General features: G+C 38.2%; 17 protein-coding genes. 9 read left to right on the forward strand and 8 right to left on the reverse strand.

Annotated features, from left to right (window positions below; translation table 11 throughout):
• The first annotated feature begins 13 nt into the window (after positions 1-13).
• The 3 genes from parE (at position 14) to ACP8HG_RS06125 (ending at position 5,913) form a co-directional block, all read left to right on the forward strand.
• Complete coding sequence (gene parE / locus ACP8HG_RS06115) at positions 14-1,990, forward strand: DNA topoisomerase IV subunit B (RefSeq protein ID WP_067209303.1); 1,977 nt, start codon at positions 14-16, stop codon at positions 1,988-1,990.
• Positions 1,987-4,416, forward strand: coding sequence for a DNA topoisomerase IV subunit A (parC, locus tag ACP8HG_RS06120; RefSeq protein ID WP_438298348.1), 2,430 nt, complete (start codon positions 1,987-1,989; stop codon positions 4,414-4,416). The genes parE and parC overlap by 4 nt, the downstream gene beginning before the upstream one ends.
• 276 nt (positions 4,417-4,692) lie before the next feature.
• Positions 4,693-5,913 (forward strand): MFS transporter, encoded by a 1,221-nt coding sequence (locus ACP8HG_RS06125; protein ID WP_187044838.1) that lies wholly within the window; start codon positions 4,693-4,695, stop codon positions 5,911-5,913.
• A 66-nt stretch (positions 5,914-5,979) separates the two neighbouring features.
• Here ACP8HG_RS06125 and ACP8HG_RS06130 read toward each other — a convergent pair whose 3' ends face one another.
• Together ACP8HG_RS06130 and ACP8HG_RS06135 are read right to left on the reverse strand one after the other, a co-directional pair.
• On the reverse strand, positions 5,980-6,558 hold the full coding sequence (locus ACP8HG_RS06130; protein ID WP_438298349.1) for a Fic/DOC family protein: 579 nt from the start codon (positions 6,556-6,558) through the stop codon (positions 5,980-5,982).
• A complete protein-coding gene (locus ACP8HG_RS06135) occupies positions 6,542-6,718 on the reverse strand; it encodes a Zn-dependent hydrolase (protein ID WP_149579513.1) in 177 nt (58 codons plus the stop codon). The genes ACP8HG_RS06130 and ACP8HG_RS06135 overlap by 17 nt, the downstream gene beginning before the upstream one ends.
• 191 nt (positions 6,719-6,909) lie before the next feature.
• Between ACP8HG_RS06135 and ACP8HG_RS06140 the strand changes: the two genes are divergently transcribed.
• The 6 genes from ACP8HG_RS06140 to ACP8HG_RS06165 all read left to right on the forward strand — a co-directional run bounded on the left by ACP8HG_RS06140 (position 6,910) and on the right by ACP8HG_RS06165 (position 12,072).
• Entirely contained in the window at positions 6,910-8,118 is a 1,209-nt protein-coding gene (locus tag ACP8HG_RS06140) for an MFS transporter (protein WP_399632328.1), read from the forward strand.
• 103 nt (positions 8,119-8,221) lie between these two features.
• The gene (locus tag ACP8HG_RS06145; protein ID WP_438298350.1) at positions 8,222-8,656 is read left to right on the forward strand and encodes a GNAT family N-acetyltransferase; all 435 of its coding nucleotides are present in this window, start codon (positions 8,222-8,224) and stop codon (positions 8,654-8,656) included.
• 320 nt (positions 8,657-8,976) lie between these two features.
• Complete coding sequence (locus tag ACP8HG_RS06150; protein ID WP_438298351.1) at positions 8,977-9,552, forward strand: LysE family translocator; 576 nt, start codon at positions 8,977-8,979, stop codon at positions 9,550-9,552.
• Positions 9,553-9,577: 25 nt separating this feature from the next.
• A complete protein-coding gene (locus tag ACP8HG_RS06155; RefSeq protein WP_187044844.1) occupies positions 9,578-10,354 on the forward strand; it encodes a helix-turn-helix transcriptional regulator in 777 nt (258 codons plus the stop codon).
• Between the two features lie 242 nt (positions 10,355-10,596).
• Positions 10,597-11,529 carry an MBL fold metallo-hydrolase gene (locus ACP8HG_RS06160; RefSeq protein WP_438298352.1) on the forward strand — a complete coding sequence of 311 codons (933 nt, stop codon included), beginning with the start codon at positions 10,597-10,599 and terminating at the stop codon, positions 11,527-11,529.
• Positions 11,530-11,688: 159 nt separating this feature from the next.
• A complete protein-coding gene (locus ACP8HG_RS06165) occupies positions 11,689-12,072 on the forward strand; it encodes an FAS1-like dehydratase domain-containing protein (RefSeq protein WP_187044846.1) in 384 nt (127 codons plus the stop codon).
• 377 nt (positions 12,073-12,449) lie between these two features.
• Here ACP8HG_RS06165 and ACP8HG_RS06170 read toward each other — a convergent pair whose 3' ends face one another.
• From ACP8HG_RS06170 to ACP8HG_RS06195, 6 genes are all read right to left on the reverse strand, one after another.
• A complete protein-coding gene (locus tag ACP8HG_RS06170) occupies positions 12,450-12,824 on the reverse strand; it encodes an rRNA methyltransferase (RefSeq protein WP_438298353.1) in 375 nt (124 codons plus the stop codon).
• A 52-nt stretch (positions 12,825-12,876) separates the two neighbouring features.
• Positions 12,877-13,662, reverse strand: coding sequence for an LAGLIDADG family homing endonuclease (locus ACP8HG_RS06175; protein WP_438298354.1), 786 nt, complete (start codon positions 13,660-13,662; stop codon positions 12,877-12,879).
• A gap of 1,122 nt (positions 13,663-14,784) precedes the next feature.
• Positions 14,785-14,961 carry a hypothetical protein gene (locus tag ACP8HG_RS06180; RefSeq protein ID WP_156476021.1) on the reverse strand — a complete coding sequence of 59 codons (177 nt, stop codon included), beginning with the start codon at positions 14,959-14,961 and terminating at the stop codon, positions 14,785-14,787.
• 16 nt (positions 14,962-14,977) lie between these two features.
• Complete coding sequence (locus ACP8HG_RS06185) at positions 14,978-15,544, reverse strand: GNAT family N-acetyltransferase (protein WP_067209327.1); 567 nt, start codon at positions 15,542-15,544, stop codon at positions 14,978-14,980.
• A gap of 114 nt (positions 15,545-15,658) precedes the next feature.
• On the reverse strand, positions 15,659-16,435 hold the full coding sequence (locus ACP8HG_RS06190) for a DUF7683 domain-containing protein (RefSeq protein WP_338656686.1): 777 nt from the start codon (positions 16,433-16,435) through the stop codon (positions 15,659-15,661).
• A 154-nt stretch (positions 16,436-16,589) separates the two neighbouring features.
• A complete protein-coding gene (locus tag ACP8HG_RS06195; RefSeq protein ID WP_187044849.1) occupies positions 16,590-17,135 on the reverse strand; it encodes a hypothetical protein in 546 nt (181 codons plus the stop codon).
• Positions 17,136-17,247: the final 112 nt, after the last annotated feature.

A 17,247-nucleotide genomic window follows, 5' to 3' on the forward strand; every position in this document is an offset into this window, starting at 1 on the left:
TGGAGGTTGCACTTTGACGAAAAACGTAGATAATTATACGTATGATGATGATTCGATACAAATACTTGAAGGCCTCGATGCAGTACGAAAAAGACCAGGTATGTACATTGGGTCAACTGATTCCCGTGGACTTCACCACCTTGTCTATGAGATTGTAGATAATGCGGTAGATGAGGCGCTAGCGGGATTTGGTAATGAGGTAGACGTTACACTTCATAAAGACGGAAGCGTCAGTGTGCGGGACTACGGGCGGGGGATGCCAACAGGAATTCACCAGTCGGGTAAACCAACGACAGAGGTAATCCTGACCGTTCTCCACGCAGGCGGCAAGTTCGGACAAGGCGGATACAAAACAAGCGGTGGACTTCATGGCGTTGGCGCATCTGTCGTAAACGCATTGTCAGAAAAACTCGAAGTCACGATTTTTCGTGACGGCAAAAAGTTCTGTCAACGCTTCGAAAAAGGTGGTAAGCCAGCCACTACACTTGAACAAATTGGAACAACACGTGAAAAAGGGACGCTCATTCATTTCAAACCGGATGCGACGATCTTCTCTACGTTAAAATATCATTATGAAACGATTAGTGAACGCTTACGGGAGTCTGCATTCCTGTTAAAAGGCTTGAAAATCGAGCTAAAAGAAGAAGGAACGGACAAGCATGAAATCTTTCAATACGAAACTGGCATTGAAGCTTTCATCTCTTATCTGAATGAAGAGAAGGACGTTTTGCATGAGGTAGCTTACTTGGAAGGCGAATCAGAAGGCATAGAGGTCGAATTTGCGTTCCAATTTAGTGATGGTTACTCAGAAACGATTTTATCATTTGTGAATAACGTTCGAACAAAAGACGGTGGAACACATGAAACCGGTGCCAAAACCGGTATGACACGTGTATTTAATGAATATGCAAGAAAAGCGGGTTTATTAAAAGAAAAAGACAAAAACCTTGAAGGTGCGGATATCCGTGAAGGTATTGCGGCAATCGTATCAGTCCGTATACCGGAAGAAATTTTGCAGTTTGAGGGACAGACGAAAGGCAAACTCGGGACAAGTGAAGCAAGAGGCGTAACCGATTCAATCGTTTCGCAAAAACTTCTGTATTTCCTTGAAGAAAATGCAGATTTAAGTGCGTCCCTCGTACGTAAAGCAATTCGGGCGCATCAAGCACGTGAGGCGGCGCGAAAAGCGCGCGAAGATGCGCGTTCAGGTAAAAAGAGAAAAAGATCAGATACACTACTATCGGGTAAATTAACACCTGCGCAATCCAGGAATGCTGCGAAAAACGAACTCTACCTGGTCGAAGGTGACTCTGCCGGCGGCTCTGCAAAACAAGGACGGGACCGTGTATTCCAGGCAATCCTTCCATTACGTGGGAAAGTACTCAATACTGAAAAAGCAAAACTCGAGGATATCATGAAAAACGAAGAAATCAATATGATTATCCATGCAATCGGGGGCGGCGTAGGATCAGACTTCCAAGTCGCAGACATCGCTTATGATAAAGTAATCATAATGACGGATGCGGATACGGACGGTGCACATATTCAAGTGCTGTTGTTGACGTTCTTCTACCGTTATATGAAGCCGCTAATTGAAGCAGGAAAAGTATATATTGCATTGCCTCCTCTTTACAAAGTTTTCAAAGGGACAGGGAAGAGCGAAAAATTTGCATATGCATGGACTGAAGGCACAGAACTTAATAAAGCGATAGAGAAAGTCGGCAAAGGATATATGCTCCAACGCTACAAAGGTCTTGGGGAAATGAATGCCGATCAGTTATGGGAAACGACTATGGATCCTGAAACACGTACATTGATCCGTGTAACGATTGAAGACAGCGCTACAGTTGAACGTCGAGTAACGACACTAATGGGCGATAAAGTAGAGCCAAGACGACGCTGGATTGAAGAGAACGTCGATTTCGGTACACAGGAAGAGCACAATATTTTAGACAACGAATTTTTGCACGTTGAGGGGGATTTTGAATGACACCATCAGAAAGCTACCAAGACCTTCCCCTGGAAGAAGTGATCGGTGACCGGTTTGGACGATATAGTAAGTACATCATCCAGGACCGGGCATTGCCTGACGCACGCGATGGCTTAAAACCCGTTCAGCGGCGTATTTTGTATGCGATGTTCCACGAAGGTAATACACATGAGAAAGCATTCCGGAAATCCGCAAAAACAGTCGGGAATGTCATCGGGAACTATCATCCACACGGTGACACATCCGTCTACGAAGCAATGGTACGGATGAGCCAAGATTGGAAACTGCGTCATATGTTAGTGGAAATGCAAGGAAATAACGGTTCAGTCGATGGAGATTCGGCTGCTGCAATGCGGTATACAGAAGCACGCCTTTCCACAATAGCAGGGCAAATGCTACGTGACCTGGGTAAAAATACTGTCGATTTCATACCAAACTTCGATGATACTGAACCTGAACCAACTGTTTTACCCGCAAGATATCCAAACTTGCTCGTCAACGGTTCAACAGGTATTTCTGCAGGATATGCGACGGATATCCCGCCACATGCGCTTCATGAAGTACTTGATGCGGTCCTTATGCGGATGGACAAACCGGATGTTACGGTCGATGAATTGATGACAGTTATCAAAGGACCTGATTTTCCAACTGGCGGTACTATCCAAGGAACAAACGGTATTAAAACAGCCTACGAGACCGGAAAAGGACGCTTTATCATCAGATCGAAGTCGTTCATCGAACCCTTAAAAGGCGGTAAATCGCAAATCGTTGTGACGGAAATCCCATATGACGTTAACAAGGCAAATATGGTGAGGAAGATGGATGAGCTTCGTCATGATCGAAAACTAGATGGTATCGCAGATGTCAGGGACGAATCGGACCGGACTGGCCTCCGTGTTGTCATAGAGCTAAAAAAAGACGTCGACGGTAATGCGATCTTGCAATATCTTCTTAAAAATACAGACCTGCAAGTGACGTATAACTTCAACATGATTGCCATCTCTGGGCGCAGACCGACATTAATGTCACTGCCGATGTTGCTTGATGCCTATATTGGCCATCAAAAAGAAGTTGTCACACGTAGATCCCAATATGATATCCAAAAAGCGCAAGACCGACTCCATATCGTCGAAGGGCTTATGAAAGCTTTATCGATTTTGGATGAAGTAATCAAAGCGATTCGCGCATCAAAAGACAAACGTGATGCTAAAAATAATATCATCTCGAAATTCGAATTCTCCGAAATACAAGCTGAAGCAATCGTTTCGCTACAGCTTTATAGACTGACGAACACGGATATTACTGAACTTCAGCAGGAAGATGCTGAACTCCGAAAACTGATTGAACAGCTTGATGCAATTTTGAAAAGTGATAAAAAACTTTCTGCAGTCATCAAAAAAGAGCTCCTTGACATCCGTAAACAATTTGCAGAACCAAGACGCTCTGTTATCGAGGAAAAAATCGAAGAAATTAAAGTCGATCTTGATATCCTTGTTCCAAGTGAAGAAGTTATTGTATCCGTCACAAAAGACGGCTATGTGAAACGCACTAGCGTCCGCTCTTACAGCGCTTCAAACGGCACGGGACAGGAAATGAAGGAATCCGATTATACGCTATTAGAAGCGCCAATGAACACGCAGCATCATCTCTTGCTGTTCACTTCTGCAGGGAACTATCTCTATCAGCCTATTCATGAGTTGCCAGATATTAGATGGAAAGATCTTGGGCAACATATCTCAAGTATCATCCCACTCGGGCAAAATGAAACGATTGTTGCAGCGATTGGCCTTGAAAACTTCGATGAAGAAGCGTTAATCGTCACAGTATCGCAAAATGGGCTAATCAAACAATCAAAACTTGCCGATTTTAAAGTCCAGCGCTATTCAAGGTTGTTTAAAGCGATGGGCGTGAAAAAGGATGATGTAATGATTGACGCAAGGCTCGTTAAGGGGGACGAAGATGTTATCCTCTTCACACAGCAAGCCTATGCGCTACGCTTCCCGCTTACTGAGTTATCAGTAACAGGTATTAGGACTGCCGGTGTACGTGGCATTAACCTTAAGGACGATGATCTGCTTGTTGCTATGGAGATTAATTCAGATGACGGGGCTTCCGTCTTAATCGCGACACAGCGAGGCAGCGTGAAAAGAATGGGCTTAAAAGAGCTCGAAAGTGCTTCCAGAGCGCAAAGAGGTATTGTTGTTCTGAAGGAACTGAAGTCAAATCCGTATCGTGTTAGCGGGGCGTTAATGGTGAAAAATGATGAAATTATTGTTTTAGCGACGGAAAAGGGAAGTAAAATCCCTATCTTAGCAGGATCATTGCGACCAGTTGACCGCTATTCAAACGGTAGTAGTTTAGTCGATGAGAAAAAAGATGGCAGCATAACACATATCTACAAGGATCCAAAAGCTGAAATTGAATAAATAACTTTAAAAGTCATGGGAGTATCTTCCCATGACTTTTAATTTTTTCTAACGTATAATAGTTCGATAAGCGAAACAAATTGCACGTTCAAAAAGAGAACTTGTACTAGATAGGTTGAATGATTGATTTCATTGAATTACGCTTCGGCTACCACTGTCAGGCGCCTACGCTAGTTTATATACCGCATTCAATTCTTCAACCTATATAGAATATGGCACACCCTATAAAAGTGTGAACTTTTTGAGTAATTATTAATAATAGAACGGGGATAGGGTATGTGGAAAAATAGAAACATTTGGATAATATTAACGGGGGAAATGATTGCAGGCTTAGGATTATGGACGGGAATAATCGGAAATCTCGAGTTTATGCAAGAAAAAATCCCTTCCGATTTCGTTAAAGCACTAATAATGTCAGCAGGACTTCTTGCGGGAATTATTGCGGGACCGCTAGCAGGGAAAATCATAGACCAATCAAAGAAAAAAACCGTACTTCTTATATCAGGCGCAGGGCGTATGCTCAGTGTTATCTTTATGCTGATTGCTATATCAACCGGATCTGTTTGGTGGATGGTTGCATTCATGGTTAGCATTCAACTATCTGCTACCTTTTACTTCCCTGCACTGCAGGCAACCATTCCGCTTGTCGTCAAAGATGATGATTTGCTGACGATGAATGGGTGGCATATGAACGTTGCTACGATCTCACGTGTGCTTGGCACGGCCTTAGCGGGCATTATGCTCGTCTACTGGTCGCTTATGTCGCTCTACTGGATATCTATGATTGCTTACGGGGCCCTACTACTATTTACAATGATGTTGCGCATCGATGAGGGAGAGGGAAGAGAGGCCAAAGTGAAATCGGTGGGTAACAAGGGTGGATTCATGGAAGTTTTTCCTGTGTTGAAAGCATATCCTGCTGTCGGCATGACACTCATTATGACGCTTATTCCATTGCTTTTCATCGGATCATTCAATCTAATTGTCATTAATATTAGTGAAATCCAGGATTCTGCATCGATTAAAGGACTTATTTATACATTTGAAGGGGTAGCATTCATGGTCGGAACATTTGCCGTGAAGTATATTTCTAAAAAATGGCGCACGACGACAATCTTATTTTCCTTTGCAACGATGGTAGCAGTAGCAGAATTCATGCTCTTTTTTGCAGACAGTATAGTAATTACGTTAAGTGCTTTTGCCGTACTTGGATTTGCCTTAGGTTGTTTTTTCCCAACAGCAATGGTTATATTTCAGAAACAGATGCCAAAAGAGTACCATGGCCGATTCTTCTCGTTCCGCAATATGTTAGAACGGGTTATGTTCCAGGTCGTTTTACTAACAGCAGGTGCATTTCTCGATATTATCGGATTGCAATCAATGGTTATCATTTTCGGATTAATCAGTTTAAGCATGACAGCAATTTTCTTTGTTCAGATGAAAAAAAGAAATATCATATTAGAACAACCCAAACAAATCGCCGCAAAAAGTATTTAACTTTTTGCGGTTTTTTCTATACATAATGTAAAAAACGAACTTTCCATTTTGGAAGTTCGTCGGCATTTAATCTATGGGTTTTAATGTATCTAGCAATAACTTTTCAAGGAAATCTTCACTTGTTACTGCACGTATCATAGCTCGCATGTATTCGTCACGATCGATTTTGTCATATGTCCATAGAAATCTTTTGGACTTCGCAAAGGCTTCTAGGAAAATACGAATTGTTCGACCATTGCCTTCACGAAATGGATGTAGCATATTCAGCTCTGATTTGAAATAAGCCAACCTTTTAACTGCATACTCTAGAGTATCCCAGTCAGGTTCATTGTCTAATTGAGTGAATAAACTAGACGCGTATGCCTCCATATATTGTACTTGGCAAAAACGCGTATTACCTTTCATCAATTGCACATCTCGGAATTGTCCTGCAAACGAGTAAATGTCTTGGAATAGATGGCGGTGAAGTCCGACAAAATTGGTGAGTGAAAAAGCCATGATGTTGTATGCACCTTGTTCAATTTGAGTTGCACGAATCGAGAAAGTAAACGCCTCAGCCTGCTCAAGCTCAGCAAAATTTGTCATACCTAACAAATTTGTCGTTAAAAGATAATCATCATTTTTAAATTCATTGTATTTCGCCATTTGCCAAAGCTTCCTTAATCAAAGCAGGCGTTACTGGAATACCCGAATTGACAATTTCAAGAGCTTTTTGTTGCAGCGAATGACTTAAATGTAAGTTTTCAAGCTGCATATTTTTCAATACGCGATTAAACTCAGGAGAATTTAATTGAATTTCCTTCACACTAAACGACTCCTTTCTATACTCTTTAATTATAAGCTTTTTAGCAGAATTTATCCACTTAATCAAGTGGGGTTCAACTTTTCACCCCATAATATCCACATTATTGCCCCAAAACTAACTATTTCTAACCACCCAAATTTGGTAAGCTTAAATTAGAAGTTTAGGGCATCGAAGAATACAGGGAGATTTCAATGAAAATTTGGAAGAAGTACTCACTTCTGTTAAGTGGTATAGGCGTTTCATTTTTTGGAAACTGGGTTTATTTAATTGCGTTAAATATTTTAGTACTTGATATGACTGGTTCAGCGGCTGCGGTCGCAGGGATTTACATTGTCGGACCAATTGCACGAATGCTGACAAATTTCTGGGCAGGTTCCATCATCGATCGTGTTAATAAACGAAAATTGATGGTCTTAGCAGATGTCCTAAGGGGTTCGCTTATTTTACTTGTTCCATTTCTTGATTCGCTGTGGATTGTCTACTCCATTCTATTTGCGACAAATATCGCTGGAGCATTTTTTGGTCCAAGTTCGACCTTTTATATCACAAAATTCGTGGTTGAAACCGATCGAAGAAGTTTTAACTCGATCATGAGTATGATGAATTCAGGTTCATTTTTAATCGGACCAGCACTAGCCGGTGTACTCATCGCCTTATTTGGTACAACTTGGTGTGTGATTTTAAACGCGGTTACGTTCTTTTTCTGTGCATTTTGTATTGCAAGGTTGCCTGACGTAGAAAATGAAAACTTAAATCAACGAGAGCCAATTACTTTGAAGATACTGATTTCTGATTGGCAAGTTGTAAAAGGGTTCATTAAGCAGGATCCTTATTTTATGAAGGTTTATTTGCTGTTCCAGACCTCGCTTATGATTGCTTTTGCATTAGATTCCCAAGAGGTCACATTTATCAAGCAGGATCTAGCACAGTCTGACCAATTATATGGCCTCATCGTCAGTATTGCAGGTGTAGGTGCATTAATAGGCGCAGCGGCTTCAGCCGCCTTTGCAAAGCGCTTCTCATTGCAATTGTATTTAGGTATTGGAATGGTCTTAACAGCAGTTGGCTATTTGTTGTTCTACAGTACAGTTGATTTTTTGACGGCAACAGTGGCCTTTATCTTTTTAGGATTCTTTATGGCATTTTGCAATGCAGGCTATGATACTTTTTACCAGAAAAACGTACCGACAGCGATCATGGGACGTTTTGGTAGTTTGGCGTCGATGCTCCAAAGCTTTATGCAAATTGTATTTACCTTTACCCTAGGACTGATGTCTGAGTGGTTCTCACTACAAACGGCAGCTATTGGATTCGCTAGTATCGCAGTAGTCATGACGCTGTTGCTTTGTATTCAAGTCTTTAGTCAGCGGCATAAACATTATTATGAAGAAGCAGATTGAGGGAACTAAGTAATGTAACTTAATCAATAGGGAAGAAGAGATTTATGTTGGTATTTATCGATGTAATAGGTGCAGGTTACTTTACTTTGAAAGGGGTGATTACATGGTATTAATACGATATGCACATGGAACAGATTTAGCTGATATAATTTCTCTTATGTCTGAATTAGGGTATGAAACAACCGAAAGGGAAGTAACTAAAAGATTATCGAAGTTAAATAGCAATCCTGATTATCATACTCTTGTTGCGGAAATTGATAATCAAGTAGTAGGACTACTGGGATTACACATTGGGCTATCATATGAATTTAGTGGTTGTTACGGTAGAGTTGTCTGCTTAATAGTGAATCAACACTATAGAAAAAATGGTATTGGTAAACAGCTCATCGCAAGAGCAAAAGAAATCATTATTGAAAAAGGTGGAAGTGCAATCACTTTAAATAGCGGAAATAGAGCTGAAAGGGAAGATGCTCACTCATTTTATTTGAAAAATGGTTTTACTGCTAAAAGTACAGGATTTGTAATGAAGTTCAGCTGATTTACTTTTTTAAATCAGCATAGAGTGACTTAAAAAACATTCATCAAGCATCGGTAAATGCTTGATGAACGTTTTTTAAGTTTTTTTACAAGGACAGGAACCTCTAAACACTTGGACACGAGGTCCGAGTTCACCACATATATTCCCCAATGACTAGTAAAATCCATCTTTTAATCTGTGCTACAGAATGAAATACAACATATCGGCATCCTGAATTTGTAGAGTTAACATTACAGACGCTTTAATCCTGCAATAACATACTATAGCCACTAAATATAAAGATGTATAGTTACATGAGAAAACGTGAAAGGAGTTTACTCATGAATATTACATCTTTTTTAATATACTGTTTTATTATTACTTTCACACCAGGACCGACTAATATCGACATACTATCCACTGTGAATAAGCATGGGACAAAAAGGGCAATGCAGTATACATATGGAGCAACGATTGCTTTTGATTTATTGCTTGCCCTATCTGCTATGTTGAATACAATGCTTATAACGGTAATTCCGAAAATTTTGATTGTTATGCAGATAATCGGAAGCATTTATATGCTCTTTCTTGCTTATCAAATCTGTAAAACGGATAAATCAAAACAAACCGTAAACCAGACTGGGACCTTTATGTCAGGATTTCTCATGCAGTTTTTAAATCCAAAAGTAGTAACATTTACAATGACTGTATTTCCTAGCTTTATTTTGCCCTATTATACCGCAATTCCTGCGGTAACAATAAGTGTTATAGTTATAACAGTTATTGGGTTTTTAGCATTTATGACATGGGTTCTTTTCGGTACAATCTTCAAGAAGTTTTTACAGAAGCATGAAAAAGTTGTTAATATTATTATGGCATTATTTTTAGTTTATGCTGCAATCATGATATGGTTGTAGGAATGCTAATGTTGAGGTGAATTAAATGGACAAATTTATCTATAAAAAATCGGCGGGTATTACTGCGTTGGCTGCAAGTATCACTGACTTTACATATAAAAAGCACTCTCACCAGGAGTATGCAATAGGGGTAACATTACGTGGTATTCAAGAGTACAATTTAGATGGCAGTTTACAATTATCCTATCAAAATGGTGTGATGCTTTTTAATCCAGAACAGGCACACGACGGAATGGCACATGATGAGACAGGCCTTGATTATGTCATGCTCTATATTGAACAACAACTGCTGTTGGAGGTCATTGAGAAAAAGGATTTGGTGCGTTTTTCAACCCCCATTGTGTATGATCATGGACTTGAACAAAGAGTATTACGTCTATCCCATGCGATATTAAATGAAAAAGACGAGACTTTGTGCAGTGAATTACTAATATCCCTCACAGATAGCCTAATTCAAACTAATCTTTCCACGGACACTAAAAAAGACGACTCTCTAATTAGAATAGCAAAGGATATGCTGCATACCAACTTGGAAACTGTCATTAAACTTGACGAGATCTGTGCAGAGCTTAATATATCGAAGTTCCAGTTTATCAGGTTATTCAAGGCTCATACTGGTATCACACCATACCAATACTTTCTTAACTGCAAGATAGAACATGCAAAGCAGTTATTAGGTAAAAATGGAGATATTTATTCAGCAGTAGCTGAATGTGGTTTTGTTGATTTAACCCATTTTAATAGACACTTTAAAAGCGTCTATGGAATAACGGCATTTGAATATATGTCTCATTTAAATTAAAGAAAAGATTTTCGTATTAATTATTATTTCATCACCAATGTTAATGGAATAGCATGCTGAAATACTACTAGACAGATATCATATTGTTAGACTTGGTTCTTGTCAGGTCGGTGTGTAAATAAGGTTAATTCAAATCTGATAGATGTGGCAGAAAGAATTGTTTAGTCATTGAATTTAAGGAGGAATGGCTTCTGAAAAAATCCAATATTATTTTCTTTGAAAGAAAATTTCCAAGTGCAAATATGATTCTTATTAAGGATCAGCTCCCGATTCTTATTGATACTGGTTTTGGAAGTGATGTGAAAGATACTGAGCTATTAATTAAAGAAGAAGGTGTTTCACCAGAAGAATTACATCTCATCGTTAACACGCACTATCATAGTGACCATGTAGGCGGCAATTATCAACTTCAAAAAAATTATGGCGTTAAGATTGCTGCTCATAAATGGGAAGCCGATTTAATTAATTCTTGTGATACTGAAGCATGCGGTTCAGAATGGTTAGATCAGCCTGTGGAACCTTATCGGGTCGATCTAAGGCTCTTGGATAACGATGAGATTAATACGGGAAGGAGAACCTTCAATATCCTGCATACACCTGGACATACGTTAGGGCATATTTCTTTATATGAACCTGAAGAAGAGATATTAATTTGCGGGGATCTCTTTCACAAAAATGATATCGGATGGTTGAATATCTTTCGCGAAGGTGTTTCATCTATCCAACGATCACTAGAAAGTTTGGATCGGTTGTCTATGCTCCGGATTCAGCAGGCATATTCAGGGCATGGACCTCAAATGGAGAATCCCCTGGCCGCCATTGATGCAGCGAGGAAACGGTTTGAAAAGTGGCTTAGTATGCCAGACAAAGTTTCATGGCATGCCTGCAAGAGGATTTTTTCATTCACACTAATCATTAAAAACGGATTGGCAAAAGAAGATATCGGTAACTATCTACTAAAATGTGGCTGGTTCCAAGATTTTGCACGCTACTCTTTCCAGCTTCAGCCAGAAGAATTTATTCAAATCCTGCTCGATGAAATGATTCGTTCCGGTGCAGCTAGCTGGCACAACAATTATTTAATCGCTACCGCGCCATACCAAGCACCACAAGAGAAATGGATGAATAAGAACATAAAACCTAAAGATTGGGAACCCCATTACTTTCTCACATAAATAAAATAGGTGGGAAGTGGATGGAAAACTGTTGAATCTTACCTGATAGTAATAGTCTCTTTTTATAACGAAGAAGGATAGTTGAATACCGCTCTCAATAGTCATAATATTCACACCTAATAAACGACACAGTATAAAACCTTCAGGGGGGAAATTTATATGCCATTAAAAGTAGGAGATATAATTACGTTTGAACGGTCATTTACAGTAAGGGATGTTGAATTATTTATAGAGATTTCAGGTGATGAAGGGATTCATCACTTGACCCCAGATGAACAAGGAAGACTTGTAGTTCAAGGGTTACTAACGGCAACTTTGCCAACAAAAGTGGGTGGAGACAATAATGTGCTAGCTCGTACGATGAATTTTGAGTTTTTAAGGCCTGTTTTTACTGGTGATACAATAATTTGTGAAGTTAAAATCGAAAAATACGAAAGGCAAGAAAATAAAAACAATAGAACAGCTATTACTGCATCTTTTGTATGTGAAAATCAGGATGAAAAAGAAGTATTAAAAGGGGACTTTTCAGGCGTAATACTTTAACATTTTCAACTTTCATGAAAACTCTCGTAACAGTCTGTGGTACAGTGTTTTTGCTGTATGGATGACAAATGGGTAGCGTTAGTAATTATCAGGGTCTTGTAATTAAGATGACGAAAGACGATTGAAAATTAAATGGATTAGCTAATATTTATTAGATGCCTGAATAAATAAGTGTTAACCAATGAATCCATAGGGTTTTGTACAAATAAACTAAACAAGAAAGTCTAATTAGTATAGGTTTTCTTGTTTAGTTAGTTTAAACATTCTTGTCATTGTACAATTTCCGTTTTATCTCACTGTTTCAAGTATACTTATCGAATGAAACGCAACTACCGATAATATATATTATGACCATGTAGTTCTATGAACTCGTAAATTCATAGCTCTATCCTGTATCTATGACTAGATTTCTTTGCATCTTCAACATCTATGAACTGAACGCTATATTCTATCACATCATTTAGGAATAACTTATGCGCTTTGGCAAACTGCTTAACCTCATTAAGCAATTCTTTATCACAGCTGTTATTGAATGCTATTCGATCTTTTGGCCGAGTATCTTTATTATATGAGATTTGATTTTCAGACAATAATGACTGTAATCCACTTTCAATTAAATAGTTAACATGCGTGTTATTTTCTTTTGCAACGGATCTAAGTTCTTCCAATATTGATTGACTAATATTAGTGACAAAATTGGTCCTTGCTGTATCCGTCGTTTGAATCAATCTGCCATCTACAAGCTTCCACATAATTAATTCACTCCTTATCAAATTTCAAATTTAATTCTGGACTCTTTACTTACTATATGAAATAACGTTGTGACATTCGCTGTCTTTTGTGTAAGATAAAATTATCAGATGCTGCATTATTATATATAATTTCCGCAAGTTTTGGAAGCTCGTATTTGCCTTTTACCCAAATACGATAAATATAATTTCCAGCCGGACTTACTGTTATCGTAATTTCTGAACGTAATTGCCATGATTGAAATACGAACAAGAGCCTAGCTGCAAAATCCTGACTGCCTGACGTAACATTCATAACGTAACCTGATTTTTGTACCCAGCCATCCCCATCAATAACGCCTCTTACAAACGACGCTAAATATTCTTCTGGCACATTGGGAAATGGAACTGATAATGATTTATTAGAAATTATCCCCAACATTTTAAGATCCTTTTTAATCTCTTTAGAATTAATGATTAAAGTTAGTGTAGTTTTTGTTGGCCCTGTAGCTGCAAGCACATAGTCTGCCTCCATGTACTTGGCAATCAATTGAAGAATACGTTCATCTTTTTGAGAAAAGTATATGCTATGGAGTTGTTTATTCACATGTCCATCTGTCACGAATAAACCTAACACCCAAGCCATTTCGTGTGTCCATACTTTAAAATAGTCTTCATTCACTTTATGCTTTCTAGGTTGGCCAGAGTATTGTTCTCGATTCATTGAAATCCCATGCTTATACATCACATTCCGAATTGCCCGATCGGACAGGCCGACGATTGGACCCATTTCTTTAAACGACATGCCACTTTTATACATTTTAATAATGGCTTCGTCTGTCATACCCGGATTTCTCGACACAGCCTTCACTTCCCTCCTATTAGCTTGATAGATGAGCCATTTCTTAATAAATGAACGATTTTTCGTTGATTACATTCAATACCCTCAACAAAATATGCTCATTTACAGGGTATAGAACTAGTGTTCTATTCGGGCTATATATACCCAAATTACGAGTTTTTAAACAAAAGAATCTAAAATAACTTTTTTCTTGGATAATATAGACTGGTTTTGTTTAAAATATCGTTTTGTTTCCACAATAAATTTCGAACATGGTTTCTTACCTCTCAATTATGTTCCTACCGATAGGAACATACGTTCAACCCTCGTGATTTCGGCACTTAAATTAGAATAATCCAATTTACCCCAAAACCAAAACCACGTGTGCTCTTGGTTTTTCCACAATGAATAGCCGTATAGACCAATGTTTTCGCCTGCAGTAGGATTGCTGAAAAAAATAGCATTCCCTTATTTAACAATTCTGCTTCGTTATTACGGACGACTTTCGCTTCCGCCGCCTTCTCATTAATTTGTACTCCTACGAGCTGTAGAGCATCTGATTCTTCGTAATAGGCTAACTATATTCTTTTTTGAGATCGCCTGCTTATACGAGCTTGTACGCTGGTCTGCGATGAAGATTTAACATCGTTTGAACACATTGTTAGTTAAAACCTTCAAAACTTAAATTTCCTCAACAGTTAACTTACTTTCAACCTCATTAAACAATAGTTGTTTTTCCTCTGCCGTTCAGTCACTTTGTGTTTTTAATTAGTGTTCTTTTAATTCGCTAATATAACAAACGCTTACTGCATTGGAAATGTTACATGATTGGTGTTAGTTGGATAAACGCTGTATGCTCCACTATTTTCATTTCCGCCCCCACTATATCCTGGTTCACAATATCAATACGCATTTTGAGTTGACCGAACTTAGCGCCTTATTTTTTTGATGATGTTAATAGAGTTAAGGTGCACTTAATTGATCGACTTCGAGACTTCATAAAGAGTCTGTTAGGCCGCCTTATCAAAATTCATTTTAATTGCCCAAAAGCGACTTCTCGATTGTCTTACGTGCCATTACCAATTAAGGCGTTGGATTGTATGAACTATTATCGACTTACTTAAACTCACAATAGCTCATTTATCAATATTTTATATATGGGGTTTCCAATTTATTGAGTACATTTCCCATGAAAAGAAGGTCCATTGCTATTTTATTAGCAATGGACCTTCTTTCTTTTATAATGCTTTTACCGATTTGACCTAAGTAATTGACAATAAAGCGGAATTCCTTAATAAGCGCATTCTCTTCCGCCGCCATTTGTATTTCCTCACTATTACTTAGTATCTATGTAGTCAATATTGAGATCTGCTTTTATGATTGAGTACATATATAAATCATCGAATTTACCACAAGTAAATTCATAATGTCTCAGTAATCCCTCTCTTCTAAATCCTTGCTTTTCTACTAGCTTTTGTGACGGGAGATTCGTCGGTTCAATTAAAGCCTCAATTCTTTCTAACTGATAGTGTTGATAGCCATACTTAACAACGGCTTCCAATGCTTCACTAGCAATCCCTGTACCCCAGTGATCTTTGCTTAATTCATATCCGACTTCAGCTCGATGATGTTTGGTAAGCATATTAAGAAAGCCACAACTTCCTATAACCTCACCAGAGTCTTTTAGCGTAATCCCCCATCTAATTCCTGTACCATCTTCGTATATCGATTTATACCACCTTATTTCATTCTGAGCATCTTCTACTGTTTGGCAAGGTGCTAACCCCATAGGTGTCACAACCTCTTTATCCGATAGATATTTAAACACATCATTAGCATCCTCTGCTGTTACTTCTCTTAAGATTAATCTTCTAGTTCCAATTATCGGAAATTCTTTTCCCATCAAATTTACCTCTTCTCCATAAAGTCTAATAGTTAATGCAAAATTTAATCCCATTCTGATAGATACGATAGATGGTCCAAGTATATCTAATGGGCTTAGGCAGTCTAAACGATTTTAACTTTCACCCCAAAAATAATATTCATATTTAGTGAAATCCATCTTATGTTTCAATGATCTTTGAAAGAAATCCTTTCGTTCTATTGTTATATCGAATCGACCAATCACCGGATGCTCTTCTGACAAATTAAAAATCCTACGATATTCATCCAAAGGCACCGCATTAAGCTCTTCCCCACCTACAATCAATTTACTATCAGCTGCAATTTCATTCCATTCAACCGACCTTATAGTATCTTCCTCGGATAAATTATAGGGTGAAGTAAATGGCTCAACAAATAAACCACTTCTTTTAGCAAAATCAATTGCAGACAACGAATTTTCGCTGGTCCCAATATACATATAATAATCCCAACCAAAATGAACAAAAAAGTTATCTTTAGAATAGAACTCGCAAGATGAAAAATTCCGTAAAATCATCTTACAAATAGTCCGAATTTCTTTTATGGTTACAACCGCATCTTCTTCTAATTTTACATCTTCGAATCCTAGCTCATACAGGTCAGAACATTTATCTCCCTGTGATATATCGACTTTATTTAACCGTAGAATTCTCAATGTGTTACGTTTACTATCGATTAAAAATCGTATAACCGTGTCCACATATGCAGCTTCGACCCGAAGATACTCCTCTAAAGTAAATTCATTCCCATTAATCGTCTTTCCTATTTCAGAAGGACAAGTCCACTCCTCTACTAATGTATAATAGCCATCCTTATCTCTAAAGTCAGGATTATACTTTGTAATGCGCCATTGGTGATTGATTTTAGTCATCAAATTTACTCCTCCTATTGTAGATTAACCCGATTAATTAGAGTATCTACTGTTAGACCATTCTGTGACTACTTCATATATAACGGCCACTCGTTGTTTGAACTGTAATTTCACTACCCACTAAAATTGCATATGATGTCTGCATAATATTGGATCATTTTAACGTATTGCCTTTTAAATAATTTTGCATTAATTCGTTCGGAATCTTCAAAGCTTCGCTCCTATTAACAGCAGGTGCGGTTAACATTTGACCATTTTCAGATGACCAACCACGATTAGATAGAACCGTCTCATTCTTTTGAAATGTGGCAACGGTAACTTCACTAAAGTTACTATTCGTATAAAGTACCCCATAACCATATGTGCCTGGACGTCCATTTTCGATATAACCATATACGATGTGTCCTCCACCGTTATCTAGAAACTTAATTTCTAACCCCCTTTGATCTTCCGGTACTGGTATCTTCTCGTCATCTATATCAATGGTTCCTTTGAAGGTTTTGGATCCTGTGATACTCTGATATAGTTTCCCGTCAATATGTATAGTTATAGGCTTCGTGAAGTAATTATTTTCCGCCCCCAACTGATATTTTACTCCTTCTAAATTAACCGTATATTGTTTTGGGAAAGCTTTCAAACTAAGGATTACACCGAACGTAACTGCAATTAGCAATGGAATCACGAAAAATTTATTCTTCAACAAATAGCCCCTTTCCTTTGTTATTATAATTAAATAGTTCGCTAACTAAAAATGAAAAAAGTCGCCTTTACATCATGTAAAGACAACTCTAATTCATTATTTGAATTGCGTT

It is taken from the genome of Sporosarcina sp. FA15 (genome assembly GCF_051550195.1).
GTDB classification, from domain to species: Bacteria; Bacillota; Bacilli; order Bacillales_A; family Planococcaceae; genus Sporosarcina; species Sporosarcina psychrophila.